A 15,751-nucleotide genomic window follows, 5' to 3' on the forward strand; every position below is an offset into this window, starting at 1 on the left:
GCATTCATCGTTCATCGCTCCTCATTCATCGTTTCCACTGTCTCCTGGCTCCTGATCAATGCCAAAACTAACGCTAGAACTACCGATATACACTTTTCAGATCGACTTCTCCGGCCACGTGAGCAACCTGGTCTACGTTCAGTGGCTGGAGGTCTGCCGCCTCACGCTGCTGGAAGCAGCCGGCATTCCGGTCCACAAGGCGGCTATGGACGGTGTGCTGCCGGTGCTCACCGACACCGTTATCGCGTACAAGGCCCCGCTTTACCTCGGTGACCGGATGTGCGCGGAATTCTGGGTTTCCGAGCTACGGGGTGCTTCCGCGTGGGTTGATTACCGAATATACAATCAGGGAGGCGTGTTGTGCGCCTCCGCCCGGCAGCGCGGGCTGTGGATTGACGCGGAGACGAAGCACCCCACGCGCATTTCCGCGGAGCAGCGCGCGCTGTACGCGCCATTCCTCGGCGAAGAGTGACCGCTTATGACGCAGAAGATACCGTGTCCCGAATGTGCGGAACTGAACTACGAATCGTCACCGGCCTGCTGGAAGTGCGGCGCCACCCTGAAGCGCAGGCCGCCGGTTCCTCCCGCGGCTGAGACCCCGGAGCCGCCGGAACCCCCAACCGCCCCGTCGCCAACCGAACCTCCAACGCCCCCCGAGCCCCTTCCCGAACCGCCTGGTTGGCCGGGCAACCCCGCCGCAGCGGCGGAACCTGATCCAACCCTTATTCCCCCACCACCCTCCGATGGCCCTCAGCCCTCAGCCTTCAGCCCTCAGCCCTCTCCAAAGCCCGCCGAACTCGAGGCCGCGGCGCTCAAGGAAAAGGACTTCGTCACACCGCCGGTGGACGTGGAAGAAAAGCCAGGTTCCCCAGGCGAGTGGCTCGCCTATGCGTGGGCCGGCGTCATGGCGTCCGGGTCGGCGTTCCGGGAATCGCTGAACGAATACGACGCCCGGCGCGGGCGCAAATCGGGCGGCGTGTCGTCCTACGGGTGCGTGATGATCGTGCTGGTCTGTGCGGCCATCGCGGTGCTGGCCGGCATCCTCGTGCCATTCCTGACGCGGGCCGCGCGGTAGGCCGGGAACGTTCGCTCCGAGCAGGTCGTCTGCTTTCATAAGGAGATCCCAACCCCCTCACGCCGTCGGCGCAGCGGATAAGGGCATCGCGCGCGACCTGTACGGCGGAGGCGGCTGCTACGTTTTCTGCGACGGCCATGTCGAGTTTATGGCGATCAAGGACAGCGTGGGGTTGGGGAAGGTGGTTCGCACAATAGCGATCACTCCACCGAACTGCTGGGCGGGGGGCAACGTGCACAATCGGTGGAATCCCCGCTAAGCGCGCCACGAACTTGATCTTCGGAAGATGGAGGTTGGATGCCGTCCTGGCGCATCCAACCTCCGACTGTGCCGGGCAGAGCGGCCCGACCTACCAAGCTGGAAGTTGGAGAATGGATGTTGGAGGTTGGATGCCTCGACAGAGCATCCAACCTCTCGTCTCCTGTCTCCTGTCTCCTGTCTCCCCTCTCCTGCTTCCTATACTGTCCGTATGACACAAGACACTTCATTCCGCGCCTTCCTCGAAGGCCACCTGAACACCGTGATGCCCCTCGCGAAGGAGCTGAACCTCGTTTCCTGGGACGCCGCCTGCACCGGATCGCCGGAAGCCGAGGCCAGCCTGGAAAAGCTCGATATCGCCTACCAGACCATCTACGCCGACCCCGCCAACTACAAACGCCTGAAAGCGATGGCGGCCGGCCCTTGGGACGATCCGCTGCTTCAGCGCCAGCACAAACTGCTGCTCGATGAGTTCACCGGACTGCAGATCGCCCCGGAGGACATCGTGGCCCTCGCGGCGCTGGATACGAAGCTCCGCACACTTTTCAACACGCACCGCGGCAGCGTGGGCGGCAAGCCGGTATCCGACAACGAAATCAAGCAAATCCTGCACGAAAGCGATGACTCCGCGCTGCGAAAGGAAGCGTGGGAGACGAGCAAATCCATCGGCGCCCTGGCCTCGGAAACGATCCTTGAGGCGGTTTGCCTCCGCAACAAAGTGGCCCGCAAGCTGGGTTACCCGGATTTCTACACGATGCGGATTTCGTTGGACGATCTGGACGTGGAGAGCGTGTACACTGTCCTTGGCGAGTTGGAAGCAGCTTCGGACGGTCCGTGGACGCGCGCCAAAGCCACCCTGGACCAGCGGCTGAGCAAGCGGTTCGGCGTGCCGGTCGACGGCCTCTGCCCGTGGCACTACCAGGACCCGTTCTTCCAGGAAGCGCCGGCCTCGGATGCGGATCTCGACTCGTTTTTCCAGGGCAAGGATCTGGAGGAAGCCGCGAAGGCCTTCTTCGGCGAAATGGGCCTGCCCGTGGATGCGATCCTCGCCCGCAGCGACCTCTATGAGCGGCCCGGCAAGAATCAGCATGCCTTCTGCACGGATATCGACAAGCGTGGAGACATCCGCACGCTCTGCAATCTGACTTCCAATGCGCAGAGCATGGGAACCCTGTGCCACGAACTGGGCCACGCGACCTATGACGACGGCCTGAACAAGGACCTGCCGTGGGTCCTCTCCGGCGCCGCGCACGGCCTGACCACCGAAGGCATCGCGATCCTGATGGAGTATTTCCCGCGCAAGGGGAAATGGCTGGAGACCTACGTCGGCGCCGATCCGGCCGCCGCCGCGCGGGCTGAAGCGCTTTCAGCGCGCAGTCAGGCCGTCGCCGACCTCGTAACCGTGCGCTGGTTCCTGGTCATGTGCCACTTCGAGCGAGGGCTGTATGCTAACCCGGATCAGGACGTCAACGCCCTCTGGTGGAACCTGGTGGAGCGGTTCCAGCGCGTGAAATGCCCCGACGGACGGAATGCGCCGGACTGGGCGGCAAAGATCCACACTGCGCTCTGGCCGGTCTACTACCACCTGTACCCGCTTGGCGGCGTCGCGGCCAGCATGTGGCGCGCCGTGATGCGCAAATCGTATCCGATGGCGGCGGAAGGCCTGGCCGATCCCGCGTTCGGCGCCTACCTGCGCGAGGAGGTCTTCGCACCGGGAGCCAGCGTGAACTGGCAGGCCCTGATCGAATGCTCTACCGGTGAACCACTCACCACCCGGCATTGGGCCGAGGAGTGGGATTCCGCCGTCTAGGGTCCGGAGGCCAGTGAACAAACCGGAACCATGTTGTTAAAAACGGATAATCCCATCCGCAAGAGCGCAATGGTCTGGGCCGCCTCGCCGCTGCTCCTGTTCTTTCTGGCTTACCGTGCCCTAGGGCCTGACCCCAGGCATACAGCCACGTCCCTCCCGATGCTGGGCGTCCTGCTCGGCATACTTCTGGTAGTCTACGCCGCGCGGTGTGTGCGCCTCCTCCGGATGAGGCGAGAGGATGCGGGCAACTGGGTCGGGTTCCTCTTCCTCTCGCTGTTCGTCCTGTGCGCCCTGCTGCTCAGTTTCACGACAGTGTACCGGACCGTCGGCCTGTACCCGCCGGCCTCAGACGCCCCGGTGAAGTCGGGGGCAGCCGTTGCGAAAGCCGACGGTTCCCCCGTCTGCCGGGAACCCGGACCCTGCCTCTACTTCGCCGTTACCACGTGGACAACCGTGGGCTATGGCGACTACACACCGACCCCAGCAGCCCGAACGTACGCTGCACTGGAAGCCATGATTGGCTATCTCTTCATGGCTTTCTTCATCCCCACCCTGATCCACGCCACGACGACATTCGGGTGTCCCGAACGGGATTAGCCCGCTTCAACCGCGAAGCCTCACCATCACGCGGAACTACTAGACCTTCTTTATGATTGCTATAACACGGGTCTATAACCCGTGGCCATGCGCCCAACCGGCAAATGGCACAGATTTGCAGCAAGTTCACTCAGAGGAGGTTTGATATGGCGAGTTATATGCTCGTACGGCATAAGGTTCGAGACTTCTCGGAATGGAAACCGGGATACGACGCACACCAGCCAAAGCGCCTGGCAGCGGGTCTCACCGACAAGAAACTGCTCCGAAGCGCGGATGATCCGAACGAGGTTATTCTGCTGTTTGAGGCGGCTGACCTCGACCGCGCGAAGGCCTTTGCGGAATCCGCCGACCTGAAGGAAACCATGCAGAATGTCGGGGTGATTGATAAACCGGACGTTTACTTCCTCAACGGCTGAACAGGAGATGGGTATGTCAACGGAAGACGAAGTGCGAAATGCGTCCGAGCTGTTCTACGCGGCGTTGAATTCTATGGTGAATGGGGATGCGACTCCCCTTGCGGGCATTTGGTCTCACAGCGCGAGTGTGTCCGCGATGCATCCCATCGGCGGCCGGCACGTTGGGTGGGATCAGGTTCGCGGATCTTTCGAGCAGGTTGGCCGGATCGCTTCTCAGGGGAAGGTTGGCCTGGAAGATCAGATTCTTCAGGTCGCCGGGGATGCGGCCTGGGAAGTGGGGATTGAGCGCGGTCAAGCCATGATGGCTGGCCACCATGTTGATATCGACCAACGCGTCACGAACATCTATCGCCGCGAAGGCGGGGTGTGGAAAATCGTCCATCACCACACGGATGTCTCTCCGGCGATGCTGGGTGTTGTCAGCGGCTTGTAGGGGCCGCCCGCGGGCCCGGCCGTGGTAATCATCATTCTGAGTGTGGCGCCTGGTACCAGGCGCCACACTCAGCCCCGCCGGATGCACCGGTGTCTGTACAGACAACCTGCCGAAGGAGCACTCAGCGCTCATCGTTTCCCGGTCATTCCCCGATGCGTTTCAGGAACTCCGACACCGGTTCCCCCTCGCGGATCTGAGTAATGCCGTACAGCCTGATTTTGGCGGCCAGCGTCTTGCCAATCGGTTCCGTTGCCCCGGAAGGAACGTAAGTCGCCCCCCGGCGCATGCAGAGCACGTACTCCAACGCGAGGCGCGCGCGGTCCACCTCTTCAAGAACGGGAGGATTGCCCGCGGCAGATTTCTCCGCGTCGTTGAACAGTCCGATCCCCTTGTCCAGCGTTGCGTCAGCCAGGTACGCGGCGGTCGGTGGGTCGTAAATGCGGACTTCCATCTTGCGGTCGGCGCGCGGTCCGGCGTGCAGCAGGTCGAGCCATTCCTTGACCATTGGCGCGGCGGGTCCATAGACGCCATCCAGGTATTCCGAAATGAGCGGCTTCGCCTTCAGGGATGGGTTCAACATCAGCTTCGCCGTCAGCCACGCCTTCAGTTCGGCCATCTCTCCACCGCCGCCCGGAGCGTAGGCGCCTTCATAGAACAGGCCGACGACTCCCGTCTTCTTGAACAGCGGGATATCCGCCGCGAGTTCGTCGAGGTCCGGCAGCGGTTGCAGGTAGTTCGCAAAGTTGGTGCAGTAGTGCCATACGTAGAGCTGGTCGGTGATCTTCGCCCATGCCTTGAGATTGGCGAGGGCCGACTTGTTCGCGTCGCACCCGTCCAGCCCGTGTCCGAAACAGGCGCTGATGGGGGCGATCCGGATTCGCACGTTGGCGCGCGGCTTCACCAGTGTGGGCGGCTTTTCCGACCACTGGTAGGCCAGCGTGTCGATGAGAATGTTGGGATACTCCTTGCCCACCTCCTCGGCCACGTCGTTGACGAACCGGAGTAGCACGCCGCTGGGCGCCCCTTCCTCAGTCTCCACCGCCTTGCAGACCGGGCATTGGCAGTTGCCGTCCGTATCGTTCTGGGACACAGAGAAGATGGTAGCCTCGGGGTGCTCGCGGACCCACGTTTTCACCTGTTCGACCGCGATCTTGAGCACATCCGGGTTCGTCAGGCAAAGCTGCTTGTCCGCGACGCGCTTGCCGCCGATCATACTGAAATACTCGGGGTGGCCAGCGAAGTACTTGTCCGGCGGGACCAACTGGCTGAACGTGTGCACGAACGGGTAGTAGACCATCCGGCCGCCCTGCGCATCGGTAAGACGCTGGCTGTTGCCGTTAGTACGGTTGCGCGCCGCCCATGAGGCGTCGAAAGCCTCCGTCCAGAACGGCTCCCGGTACTCAAAGGCCGGCTTCTGGCGGATGTTGAGCGTTGGGACGGTGATGGTGGCAGCCTTTGGGACCTTCGTCACGCGCGTGTTGTACCAGCGCACACCCAGAACTTCCTCCAGGAGGGCATAGCAGCCATACAGGGCGCCGCGCTTGCCGCCGCCGGAGATGACTATGGAGTTCCTCTCCGTGCGGATGCGGAACTCCTCTTCGCCAAGCTTCGAGTCCGCGTAAACGATGATGCTTGCGGAACGGCGAAGGCTTTCCTGTTCCTTGGGATCGCCTGGCACATTGCCATCGATAATAGTAACCGTGGCGCCGGAGATCTCGTGGATGAACCGCTGGATTTCCTCCGCGCCGAGGCGCATCGAAGGCGTCCGGTCGGAGGGCAGGGCAATGTAAGCGGCGGGCACGCCGTCCTTCACTATGGTGATCCCCTTCGCCGCGACCGGCGCGACGGCGAGGCAGACGAACAACTGCAACATCAGCAGGCGTGTCATCGAGCTTATCCCCTTTCGCTTGCGGAACCCGAAACTCTACGAGCGTGGTATAATAATGCTATCGGTTGCCAGGGAAGCCCATCAGGAGACCACCGATGATCGAAACAATAGAAAGACCACCCAACCCGGAGATTCCCGAAACGAACGGCGCCATGCCGGAACGCAGGTTCACGCGCGCGGAATACCACCGCGCGGCGGAGACAGGCGTGTTCGCGCCGGACGAACGTCTTGAACTCCTGTGGGGAAGAGTGGTGACGAAAATGAGTCCGATGAGCAGCGCCCATGCGATGGGTATTCGCGCGGTTGCGGAAGCACTCGACGAAGCATTCGGAGAGGGCTTTGACATCCGGCAGCAACTGCCGGCCTTCGCGGGGGAGAAGAGCGAACCCGAGCCGGACATTTGCGTTCTGCCGGGATCGTGGCGGGACTACCCCGCCCATCCCCAGTTGAACCGAGCCGTTCTGGTCGTCGAAATCGCGGACACCTCGCTCCGCTTCGACCGAGGAATCAAGGCGGCGCTCTACGCGGAAGCCGGCGTGCGCGATTACTGGGTGCTGAACCTCACCAACCGTACGCTGGAGGTATTCCGGGACCCGGCCCCCTTGCCGGACACGCCAAGCGGATTCGCCTACCGTACCTGCACAGTGTATACGACAGACCTCACTGTATCCCCACTGGAGCGCCCGGACGCCGTCATCCCCGTGCAGAGCTTGTTCCCCGGCGAGTGAAGCGGGTGGACGGAGCGATCTGCCACCGTTGTTCCGACCCGTACGGGCCGGAACCCCCAACAGGCTACGCGATCGCGCGGCGGGCGCGTCTCTCAGCAATCTTCGCGCGGATGGCGCCGGCTACCCAGACTCCCATAAGCGTCCAGGCGATGTAGATCAGCAGTTCCAGAATGATCATCCAGTCGCCATAGACTACGTATTGGGGGTGTAGCGTGGACGAGGTCCTTACGCTGAACCCGGACTGCCAACCGTTCCAGATGTGACCCGACCATTCTGAACCGGCGGTCCGGCGTAACATGCCAACCAGCTGCCACGAATCGAAAGCGCTCAATACCGATGCTACGAGGCCCCCTGCCAGAACAGCCCGCCGTGGGAAAACCGCAGTCACGACGAAACCAGCGATGAGGAAGACGGCCAAGCCGCCTATCATCATTTCCCCCATAAGCGCGTGCATGACGCCCAAGCGCGGATTGATTGACACGTAGTAGATGCTGTACACCCGCTGCGCGATCAGAAGAAGCGCCACCGTCCACGCGATCACCTTCATCGGCTGAAGATACGCCAGGCGGAACCGCAGCGCCACACGCCAGGCGGGGCCGAATTCTGCGACGGCCAGGCTTTCGGCTTCGCTGCGACCCATGCCGTTCGACATGTGAGCCGATGCCCGATCCTGAAGATGCGCTTCAGTTTCGGCGATGATGCGTTCCATTACCTCCGGGCGAAGGTGCAGCCGGTTACGAAGGTCGGAAACGTAGGAGGCGATGTCGTTCTGTGTTTTCATAGTGCTCCTTGAAGTACGGCGTCCACGCCTTTGGAAAATGTGCGCCACTCTTGACGCTGTTTCGCCAGCGATTTGTGCCCGGTTGTGGTGACCGAATACACGCGGCGTTTGCGACCGGCCTCGATGGACCAGTCGCTCTCCAGTAGACCCAGCCGCTCCAGACGGTGCAGAGCCGGGTAGATGGTCCCTTCCTGGAGATCGAACGCCCCGGCGCTCCGCGCGCGAAGCCGCTCGATGATTGCATAGCCGTGTGCAGGCTGATGCTCGATGGCCGCCAGGATCAACGCGTCCAGGTGACCTTTCAGTGATTCGTTGCTCATACCTGAGATTATAACACTTGGTAACGCTAGGTGTCAAGGACTCTCCAACATTATCAAATGCTGCGCTTATGGACCGCACTCAACACAGGTTTTGACATGCCCACCCCCCTTTGCCACAAAATGGGAAGTTGTGCCAGAAAGGGTCTGGGGTATAGGGTCTAGGGTTTAGCGCCCATACCCTAGACCCCATACCCAAGACCCTTTACCCTAGACCTGTGTTCGAATCATTAACCGAAAAACTGAATGGCGTGTTTGGCAGGCTCCGCGGGCGCGGACGGCTGTCCGAAGACGATGTGAAGGGCGCGCTTCGTGAGGTCAAGTTGGCATTGTTGGAGGCGGACGTCCACTTCAAGGTCGTGAAGGACTTTATCGAGGCCGTGCGCGTTCGCTGCGTAGGGGCCGAGGTGTTGGAGCGTCTGGGCGCCGTCGAGACGGTCGTCAAGATCGTCAATGAGGAGTTGACCAGGCTGCTCGCGGGAGACGGCACGAAGCCGTCGGCGCTGCAGTTCGCGCCGAAGGGCATCACGGTCTACATGCTGGTCGGCCTTCAGGGCTCCGGCAAGACGACCACGGCGGCCAAGATCGCTGCTATGCTCCGAAAGAAGGAAGCCAGGCGCCCAGTCCTGGCCGCCTGCGACGTATATCGTCCCGCCGCTATCCAGCAGTTACAGACGCTTGGCAAGAGCCTGAACGTCCCGGTCTTCAGCCTCGGCGACAAGGCCGATCCGGTGGATATCGCGAAGGCGGCGATAGAGGACGCGAAGGAACGGGGCGCCGACCTCGTGATCCTGGATACCGCAGGCAGATTGCACATCGACGAAGTGCTCGTGAAAGAGATACAGCGCATTGAAGAGGCTGTCCAGCCAACGGAAATTCTGCTGGTCGTGGATGCGATGACGGGGCAGGACGCCATCAACGTGGCGCAGCATTTCTCCGAAGCCGTGGGAATCACCGGCCTCGTGATGACGAAAATGGACGGCGATGCGCGCGGCGGCGCGGCCATCAGCATGCGCGCGGTGACCGGCGTGCCGATCAAAGTTGCCGGCGTGGGCGAGAAGCTCGATCAGATCGAGGGCTTTTACCCCGACCGCATGGCCGGCCGGATCCTGGGAATGGGCGACGTCCTCTCGCTCATCGAGAGGGTCGAATCGGAGATCGATGAAGAGCAGGCGCTCGCGATGGAGAAGAAACTCCGCGAGGCCCGCTTCGATTTTGAGGACTACCTGGCGCAGCTTCAACAGGTGAAGCGTTTGGGGCCAATCGAACAGGTACTTGGCATGATACCCGGTCTTGGCGCCAAGATGAAGGACGTGCAAGTGGATGAGAAGCAGCTCGTCCGCATTGAGGCCATCATTCAGAGCATGACGCGGCAGGAGCGGCGGCACCCGGACCTGTTGAACGGGAGCCGAAAGCGCCGCATCGCCATGGGCAGCGGGACGTCCGTTGAAGAAGTGAACCGCCTGCTGAAGCAGTTCACCCAGATGCGGCAGATGATGAAGAGCTTCGCCGGGATGGAGAAGCAACTCAAAGGGAAGGGCAAACGCCTTTCGAAGAGGGTCTAGGGTTGAGGGTATAGGGTCTAATTCGGAAAGTAGCGCGGGCGCCTCGCCCGTATTCCGAAACCCTAGCCCCTGAACCCTATACCCTAGACGCTAGACACGGTTCGGATCGCCAGGGAAGGTGATCCCAACATATGACTCTCCCGCCCGTCTGGGCGGTGACTTAGGAGGAGACACAGTTGGTCAAGATTCGCCTTAAGAGGCTGGGCGCCAAAGCGCGCCCGTTCTACCGCATTATCGCCGCGGACAGCAAATCGCCGCGCGACGGTCGCTTCATCGAAACGCTCGGCACCTACGATCCCCTCACCGATCCCTCGACCATCAAGGTCAAGGTCGATCGCGTGCTGCACTGGATCGGCGTTGGCGCACAGCCCACTGACGGCGCGAAGAGCGTTCTCCGGACGGCCGGGATCCTGGACGAAAAGGGCAAAGTGAAGCCGGCCCCGCAGGGCGTAACCGAATAAGGTTCCGAGTTCCTGGTTCCTAGTTCCGAGATGCGGAACTCGGAACTAGGAGCTCGAAATCCGGAACCAAAAACTATGGAAGAACTCGTCGAATATATCGTTCGGTCGCTGGTCGATTACCCGGATGAAGTGTCCGTGGAAGCCGTTGAGGGCGACGGCGGCGTGACCTATGAAGTCTCCGTGGCGCAGGGCGACGCGGGGAAGGTCATCGGCCGTGGCGGCCGCATCATCCAGAGCATCCGCGCGGTTGTGAAAGCTGCCGCCGCAAAGACAGATCAGCGCGCATACGTTGAAGTAGTCGGATAGGGCTAATGGACACGGGCTGAGGGCTGAGGAGGGACATCCCCTCCGCCCTCAGCCCGTGTTCATCAGCCGTCACAATATGGAGAAATACATGCAAGTTAAGCGTCCTGTTACGGTGATCGCCATCGTCACGGAGCAGTTCAAGCAGCAACTCATCAAGGAGATCGAGGAATCCATTGGTCAGGTGGACGCGGGTGTGCAGGCGCTGGATTCCCAGGCCCGCCGCTACCTCCTTCAGCTTCAGACCGCGGACTTATCCCAGGCATCCGCGTTCCGACGACAGGTGGATGCCGAAAAGGCGAAGCAGGAGGGCATGAAGACTGAACTTCAGGCGCGCCTGAAGGAAGCCGAAGCCCTCACCCTGGATAGTGAGTTCCCGCGCGGCACCCTCGAATCCTACGTTGAGATCCAGACCGGCGATAACCTGATCGAAAAGATCGGCCGCGCCGAAATCATCGTAAAGGATGACGTTGTCATCGAAGTTCGAGGATAAGTCGAAGGGCTGAGGGCTGGGGGCCGAAGGCTGAGGTGGAATACCTCGGCCTCAGCCCTCAGCCCTCAGCTCTCAGCCCTACCATGCTGGAATCTGAAGTCGAAATTGGCCGCATCGTCGGCGTGTTCGGCATTAAAGGCGAGGTTAAACTCGAGCCGTACTCGGACTCGCCGAAACGGTATAGCGCACTCCGCACCGTTACCGGTTGCTGGCCGGACGGATCGCGGCGGCCGCTCATCGTGGTGGCGGCTCGTAAACACAAAGTCCACATCCTTCTGCAGATTGAAGGCGTGAACGATGCCACCGACGCAGACGGATTGCGCGGTGTGACACTGACGATTCCGCTATCGGAACGGCCCGCCCTCCCGCCGGGACAATACTATGTTTCGGATCTCATCGGTTTGATGGTCGTCACTACCGCCGGCGATGAGATCGGACCGATTACGGACGTACTCCAAACACCGGCCAACGACGTGTACGTAACCGAACGCGGAATGGTGCCCGCCGTGAAGGAATACATCAAGGATGTGGACCTCGAGAGGCGCCGCGTCGTGGTGGCTGCCATCACCGGCATGTTCGAATAACGGTCGCCGGGTCAATGGGTCATTGACCGTTCACTGCACCGCTGACGCGTCTACCCATTGCACCGGAAGCTTATTGACTCATTTACTCATTTGACCACTTTCGTGGATTGGAGACTGCATCCATGACAACGCGCATTGATCGCATCGGTGTGGCCCTGGCGGCCGCCTTGCTGGCGGGCGCATCGCTCGCCCAGACTGCCTTCCAGCCCATCCCCCCGGAAGACCAGCCCAAATATCGCTTCGATTTCAAGAAGAACTTCTTCCCCAATGACGCCGCCTTTCAGAAGGCCGTGAAACAGCTGGGGACTGACGTTGCGGAGATCGAGAAATTCAAGGGCAAGGTCACCGACTCGCCCCGGAACCTGTACCGCGCCACGAAACTCAGCGACGATTTTGGCGTGCTGTTCGGCCGTGTGTACGTGTATCAGTACCTCCAATACGCCATCAACACGAAAAACACCGGGCCTCGAGACCGCGCCGCCGAACTGGAGACGCGCATCATCCCGCGCCTGGCATTTCTCGTGACCGAGACTCAGAAACTCACGCCCGCGCAACTGGACAAGTATGTGAAGGCGTATCCGCCTCTGAAGCCGTACAAATACGCGATCTCCGAGGCGCTCCGCTCAAAGCCGCATACCCTGAGCCTGAAGGAAGAGGAGTTGCTGGGAAAGACTGCCAACCTGATGACCAAATGGCAGGAAGATCAGTATGACCTCCTGCTGGACCGCTACGCATGGGGGAAGGTCAAGGACACCGATGGCCGGGAACTGGATGTGCGCCAGGACGCCCAGCAGATCGGGAACAGCAAGAGTCGAGAGGTTCGCAAAGAGGGCTATGAAAAGGGACTGGCCGGGTTCCAGGCGCAGCGCGACCTTTTCGCCTTCGACCTTATCAACCGCGTAACCACGCGCAACAAACTCGCCCAGATTCGCGGGTTCAAGAACAACCCGGACAGCCGCTACTTTGACATGCACCTGTCGTACGCCGATGTGGACACGGCGTTCAACCAGATTCTGGAAAGAGGCGCCCTACGCAAACGGTTGCAGGAAATGCAGCGCGCACGCGTGAAGTCATTCACCGGTTATGACACGGTCCACTCCTACGACATGTCGCTCGTGCCGCCGGGCGTTGACCGTCCCCGCTTCACCATCGCGAAGGGAACGCAGGAAATCGAGGACTCAACGCGATACCTTGGCAAAGAGTGGAACAACGAGCTTCACAAGCTGCTTGATCCGGCAAACGGCCGCCTGGACATCGTCGCCGGTCCGAACCGCGTGCCCGGCGCGTTCACCTATCCCATGCAACGTGGGGAAAGCCCGTTCTTCTCGTATGGTTATGAAGGCTACCTTCAGGATGTCAGCACGCTGGCCCACGAAAGCGGCCACGCGGTCCATATGAGCCTCATGAACAACGCGGGCGTGCTGCCGTCGAACATGGGTGGCCCGTCGTACTTCACCGAGAGCTACGCGATCCTCGATGAGATCGTGCTGAGCGACAAACTCTATCGCGAAGAGCAGGACCCGGGGCGCAAGGTCTACTACCTCGAACAACTGCTGTCCCAGATGATGTCGTTCTACAGCAACGTTCGCATCGCGGCCATCGAGAAAACGGTCTACGAGAAGGTCGACAAGGGCCAGGTAAAGACCGCCGACGACCTGGACAAGATAACCCATGACATCGGGGCCAAGGTTTCCATCTGGCACGATCTTGAGCCCGACACCAACGCGCTCTGGGAACAGGTGGAGCATTACTATCGCTCCGGCACCCAGTACGAGAATTACGTGTTCGCCGACCTCCTTGCCCAGACCTACTTCACGATGTACCAGAAAGACCCGGCAGGATTCGCGAAGCGTTTCACCGCGCTCGAACGCAACGGCTTCAACGACACGCCCGCGAACCTGCTCAAGAAATTCATGGGCATCAACATGAGGGACCCCAAGACCTACGCCGCGGTGTTCCAGACGCACGAGAAGTACCTGAACGACCTGGAAGACCTGTACAAGAAGGTTCCCGTCCAGAAAATGCCGGCCGAATAGGACGCGGCACGCCTGAACCCGAACCGGCCCGCTTCCTTACTGGGAGCGGGCCGGTTTGCGCCTGTGGTCCGTAGGGGCGGGAATGTCGTTTCGCATATACTCACGAATCCTGCCCTCGCTACCTGGGGTGGCGAATCTGACTCACCACTCCCCAAACACCGCGTAGGCGTTTGCCGAGGTGGCCTCGGCCACGGCTTCTATCGGAAGGCCCTTCGCACCCGCGACGGCATCCGCAACGAGCGCGGTAAAGGCCGGTTCATTGCGCTGGCCACGGTGCGGATGGGGCGTCATGTAGGGGCAGTCGGTTTCCAGCAGCAATCGGTCCATGGGAATAAAGCTCACCGCTTCGCGGAGGGCTTCCATCTTCTTGAATGTCACCGCGCCGCCGATGCCCAGGTAACAGCCCAGGTCCAGCCATTTGCGCGCCCAGGTTATGTCGCCAAGGAAGCAGTGCATTAACACGGGGCCTACCCGCCCCTTCCCGCCGCCCTCCGCGGGACCGTTGTCAGCCAGCGCCGCCTTCAGCACAGCATACACGTCGTCCTCCGCCTCGCGCGTGTGAACCACCACCGGCAAGCCGCAGGTTGCGGCGAGGCTCGCCTGGCTCTCAAAACACGTCTTCTGTACCGCGCGAGGCGAGAAGTCGTAATGGTAGTCCAGCCCGATCTCTCCGATCGCGCGAACCCTTGGACGAGCGGCCAGGGTCTTGAGTTCGTTCAAGTCGGCGTCGGTGAACGATTTCGCATCGTGCGGGTGCACACCGATGGTGGCGACGATGCCGGGCCAGCGTTCCGCGAGCGACACGGCGGCGCGGCTGGACGGCATGTCGGCTCCGATGGCGATGATGCGCTCCACTCCGGCCTCGATTGACCTTTGCAGGACCTGGTCGCGGTCATCATCATACTCGGCTGCCTGGATGTGCGCGTGGGTATCTATCAGCAAGGTCCCGTGCTCCTCCGGTACCCGGCGCGATTCGGCGTCGCTTGCCCGCGTCGGCACTCTCCCGTCATGATAGGCAGGTGGACATCTTTCATTCTTACGTAACGCGCGAGATACCTTCGGCCGGGCTGGGCTTGCTCCTCGCAGCGGGCAGCGTGGAGACCTGGCAAGGCGACGCCCCGCCCCCGCGCGCCGAATTGCTGGAGCGCATGGCCGAGTCCGATGCGCTGCTCTGCCTGCTGGCGGACTGCATCGACGCCGAGGTCATGGACGCCGCCCCGCGCCTGAAAGTCATCAGTAACTACGCCGTCGGCACCGACAATATCGACGTGGAAGCCGCATCGGAACGCGGCATTTGCGTCTGCAACACTCCCGGCGTTCTGACGGACGCGACAGCCGATCTCACCTGGGCACTCCTGATGGCGGCCGCGCGCCGCGTTGTGGAGGGCGACGCCCTCGTCCGCTCCGGCAACTGGATATCGTGGGATCCACAGCTCCTTCTGGGCCAGCCCTTGTCGCAGCGCACGCTGGGAATCGTCGGTCTGGGGCGCATCGGTTCCGCGGTCGCCAGACGCGCCATTGGATTCGATATGCGAGTGCTCTATACCGCGCGCCATCGCAACGAGGGGGCGGAGCAGCAGACCGGCGCCTCTTACACCGATCTGGAAACGCTGCTCCGAGAGAGCGATTTCGTCTCCATCCACTGTCCGCTCACCCCGCAGACCCGGGGGATGATCGGCGCGCCCCAACTCGCGATGATGAAGCCGACGGCCGTCATTGTGAATACTGGGCGCGGGCCGGTGGTGGACCAGGTGTCGCTGGTTGAAGCGCTGAGGGAACGCCGACTGTTCTCCGCGGGGTTGGATGTGTACGACGTGGAGCCGCTGCCACCGGAACACCCGATTCTCAAGCTCGAAAACGCCGTACTGCTCCCTCATCTGGGTTCAGCGGACGTGCCGACACGCCGGAATATGGCGCGGATGGCGGCGGAGGCAATCATCGACGTGATGTCCGGCAAGATGCCCGCACACCTCGTCAATTACGACGTCTGGGACCATCGGCGATAG

At 61.5% G+C, this 15,751-nt stretch carries 18 protein-coding genes; 14 read left to right on the forward strand and 4 right to left on the reverse strand.

The window, feature by feature from the left end; all coding sequences use genetic code 11:
* Positions 1 to 58: 58 nt before the first annotated feature.
* The 6 genes from VGM51_00205 (at position 59) to VGM51_00230 (ending at position 4,589) form a co-directional block, all read left to right on the forward strand.
* Complete coding sequence (locus VGM51_00205) at positions 59 to 472, forward strand: thioesterase family protein (protein HEY3411454.1); 414 nt, start codon at positions 59 to 61, stop codon at positions 470 to 472.
* A gap of 6 nt (positions 473 to 478) precedes the next feature.
* Positions 479 to 1,075 carry a hypothetical protein gene (locus VGM51_00210; protein ID HEY3411455.1) on the forward strand — a complete coding sequence of 199 codons (597 nt, stop codon included), beginning with the start codon at positions 479 to 481 and terminating at the stop codon, positions 1,073 to 1,075.
* A gap of 469 nt (positions 1,076 to 1,544) precedes the next feature.
* Entirely contained in the window at positions 1,545 to 3,143 is a 1,599-nt protein-coding gene (locus VGM51_00215; GenBank protein HEY3411456.1) for a M3 family metallopeptidase, read from the forward strand.
* Between the two features lie 30 nt (positions 3,144 to 3,173).
* Positions 3,174 to 3,740 carry a potassium channel family protein gene (locus tag VGM51_00220; protein ID HEY3411457.1) on the forward strand — a complete coding sequence of 189 codons (567 nt, stop codon included), beginning with the start codon at positions 3,174 to 3,176 and terminating at the stop codon, positions 3,738 to 3,740.
* 146 nt (positions 3,741 to 3,886) lie between these two features.
* Positions 3,887 to 4,156, forward strand: a complete 270-nt coding sequence (locus VGM51_00225; protein HEY3411458.1) for a cyclase — start codon at positions 3,887 to 3,889, stop codon at positions 4,154 to 4,156.
* Between the two features lie 13 nt (positions 4,157 to 4,169).
* Positions 4,170 to 4,589, forward strand: coding sequence for a nuclear transport factor 2 family protein (locus VGM51_00230; protein HEY3411459.1), 420 nt, complete (start codon positions 4,170 to 4,172; stop codon positions 4,587 to 4,589).
* Between the two features lie 142 nt (positions 4,590 to 4,731).
* Here the strand turns inward: VGM51_00230 and VGM51_00235 are convergent, their stop codons facing one another.
* Entirely contained in the window at positions 4,732 to 6,477 is a 1,746-nt protein-coding gene (locus VGM51_00235; GenBank protein HEY3411460.1) for a DUF4838 domain-containing protein, read from the reverse strand.
* A 95-nt stretch (positions 6,478 to 6,572) separates the two neighbouring features.
* Here VGM51_00235 and VGM51_00240 point away from each other — a divergent pair, with 95 nt between their 5' ends.
* Positions 6,573 to 7,205: a Uma2 family endonuclease gene (locus VGM51_00240; protein HEY3411461.1), complete on the forward strand. Its 633-nt coding sequence runs from the start codon at positions 6,573 to 6,575 to the stop codon at positions 7,203 to 7,205.
* A 64-nt stretch (positions 7,206 to 7,269) separates the two neighbouring features.
* Here VGM51_00240 and VGM51_00245 read toward each other — a convergent pair whose 3' ends face one another.
* Both VGM51_00245 and VGM51_00250 read right to left on the reverse strand, forming a co-directional pair.
* Positions 7,270 to 7,986: a permease prefix domain 1-containing protein gene (locus tag VGM51_00245; protein ID HEY3411462.1), complete on the reverse strand. Its 717-nt coding sequence runs from the start codon at positions 7,984 to 7,986 to the stop codon at positions 7,270 to 7,272.
* Positions 7,983 to 8,306: a helix-turn-helix transcriptional regulator gene (locus VGM51_00250; protein HEY3411463.1), complete on the reverse strand. Its 324-nt coding sequence runs from the start codon at positions 8,304 to 8,306 to the stop codon at positions 7,983 to 7,985. Before VGM51_00250 ends, VGM51_00245 begins: the two co-directional genes overlap by 4 nt.
* A gap of 215 nt (positions 8,307 to 8,521) precedes the next feature.
* On the opposite strand from VGM51_00250, the gene ffh reads away from it, so the two are divergent.
* The 6 genes from ffh to VGM51_00280 all read left to right on the forward strand — a co-directional run bounded on the left by ffh (position 8,522) and on the right by VGM51_00280 (position 13,745).
* Positions 8,522 to 9,868, forward strand: a complete 1,347-nt coding sequence (gene ffh, locus VGM51_00255; GenBank protein ID HEY3411464.1) for a signal recognition particle protein — start codon at positions 8,522 to 8,524, stop codon at positions 9,866 to 9,868.
* Positions 9,869 to 10,044: 176 nt separating this feature from the next.
* Positions 10,045 to 10,329: a 30S ribosomal protein S16 gene (gene rpsP, locus VGM51_00260; protein HEY3411465.1), complete on the forward strand. Its 285-nt coding sequence runs from the start codon at positions 10,045 to 10,047 to the stop codon at positions 10,327 to 10,329.
* Between the two features lie 75 nt (positions 10,330 to 10,404).
* Positions 10,405 to 10,635, forward strand: coding sequence for a KH domain-containing protein (locus VGM51_00265; protein ID HEY3411466.1), 231 nt, complete (start codon positions 10,405 to 10,407; stop codon positions 10,633 to 10,635).
* Between the two features lie 88 nt (positions 10,636 to 10,723).
* Positions 10,724 to 11,125 carry a YlqD family protein gene (locus tag VGM51_00270; GenBank protein ID HEY3411467.1) on the forward strand — a complete coding sequence of 134 codons (402 nt, stop codon included), beginning with the start codon at positions 10,724 to 10,726 and terminating at the stop codon, positions 11,123 to 11,125.
* Positions 11,126 to 11,208: 83 nt separating this feature from the next.
* On the forward strand, positions 11,209 to 11,709 hold the full coding sequence (rimM, locus tag VGM51_00275; GenBank protein ID HEY3411468.1) for a ribosome maturation factor RimM: 501 nt from the start codon (positions 11,209 to 11,211) through the stop codon (positions 11,707 to 11,709).
* 122 nt (positions 11,710 to 11,831) lie between these two features.
* Positions 11,832 to 13,745: a M3 family metallopeptidase gene (locus VGM51_00280; GenBank protein ID HEY3411469.1), complete on the forward strand. Its 1,914-nt coding sequence runs from the start codon at positions 11,832 to 11,834 to the stop codon at positions 13,743 to 13,745.
* 141 nt (positions 13,746 to 13,886) lie between these two features.
* Here the strand turns inward: VGM51_00280 and VGM51_00285 are convergent, their stop codons facing one another.
* Positions 13,887 to 14,687: a TatD family hydrolase gene (locus VGM51_00285; protein HEY3411470.1), complete on the reverse strand. Its 801-nt coding sequence runs from the start codon at positions 14,685 to 14,687 to the stop codon at positions 13,887 to 13,889.
* A 77-nt stretch (positions 14,688 to 14,764) separates the two neighbouring features.
* On the opposite strand from VGM51_00285, the gene VGM51_00290 reads away from it, so the two are divergent.
* The gene (locus VGM51_00290) at positions 14,765 to 15,751 is read left to right on the forward strand and encodes a D-glycerate dehydrogenase (protein ID HEY3411471.1); all 987 of its coding nucleotides are present in this window, start codon (positions 14,765 to 14,767) and stop codon (positions 15,749 to 15,751) included.

This window comes from Armatimonadota bacterium, from assembly GCA_036504095.1.
Lineage (GTDB): Bacteria > Armatimonadota > DTGP01 > JAKQQT01 > JAKQQT01 > DASXUL01.

Coding starts and splice junctions, on each gene's coding strand:
- VGM51_00205 (HEY3411454.1), top strand. CDS start 59: ATGCCAAAACTAACGCTAGAACTACCGATATACACTTTTCAGATCGAC.
- VGM51_00210 (HEY3411455.1), top strand. CDS start 479: ATGACGCAGAAGATACCGTGTCCCGAATGTGCGGAACTGAACTACGAA.
- VGM51_00215 (HEY3411456.1), top strand. CDS start 1,545: ATGACACAAGACACTTCATTCCGCGCCTTCCTCGAAGGCCACCTGAAC.
- VGM51_00220 (HEY3411457.1), top strand. CDS start 3,174: ATGTTGTTAAAAACGGATAATCCCATCCGCAAGAGCGCAATGGTCTGG.
- VGM51_00225 (HEY3411458.1), top strand. CDS start 3,887: ATGGCGAGTTATATGCTCGTACGGCATAAGGTTCGAGACTTCTCGGAA.
- VGM51_00230 (HEY3411459.1), top strand. CDS start 4,170: ATGTCAACGGAAGACGAAGTGCGAAATGCGTCCGAGCTGTTCTACGCG.
- VGM51_00235 (HEY3411460.1), bottom strand. CDS start 6,477: ATGACACGCCTGCTGATGTTGCAGTTGTTCGTCTGCCTCGCCGTCGCG.
- VGM51_00240 (HEY3411461.1), top strand. CDS start 6,573: ATGATCGAAACAATAGAAAGACCACCCAACCCGGAGATTCCCGAAACG.
- VGM51_00245 (HEY3411462.1), bottom strand. CDS start 7,986: ATGAAAACACAGAACGACATCGCCTCCTACGTTTCCGACCTTCGTAAC.
- VGM51_00250 (HEY3411463.1), bottom strand. CDS start 8,306: ATGAGCAACGAATCACTGAAAGGTCACCTGGACGCGTTGATCCTGGCG.
- VGM51_00265 (HEY3411466.1), top strand. CDS start 10,405: ATGGAAGAACTCGTCGAATATATCGTTCGGTCGCTGGTCGATTACCCG.
- VGM51_00270 (HEY3411467.1), top strand. CDS start 10,724: ATGCAAGTTAAGCGTCCTGTTACGGTGATCGCCATCGTCACGGAGCAG.
- rimM (HEY3411468.1), top strand. CDS start 11,209: ATGCTGGAATCTGAAGTCGAAATTGGCCGCATCGTCGGCGTGTTCGGC.
- VGM51_00280 (HEY3411469.1), top strand. CDS start 11,832: ATGACAACGCGCATTGATCGCATCGGTGTGGCCCTGGCGGCCGCCTTG.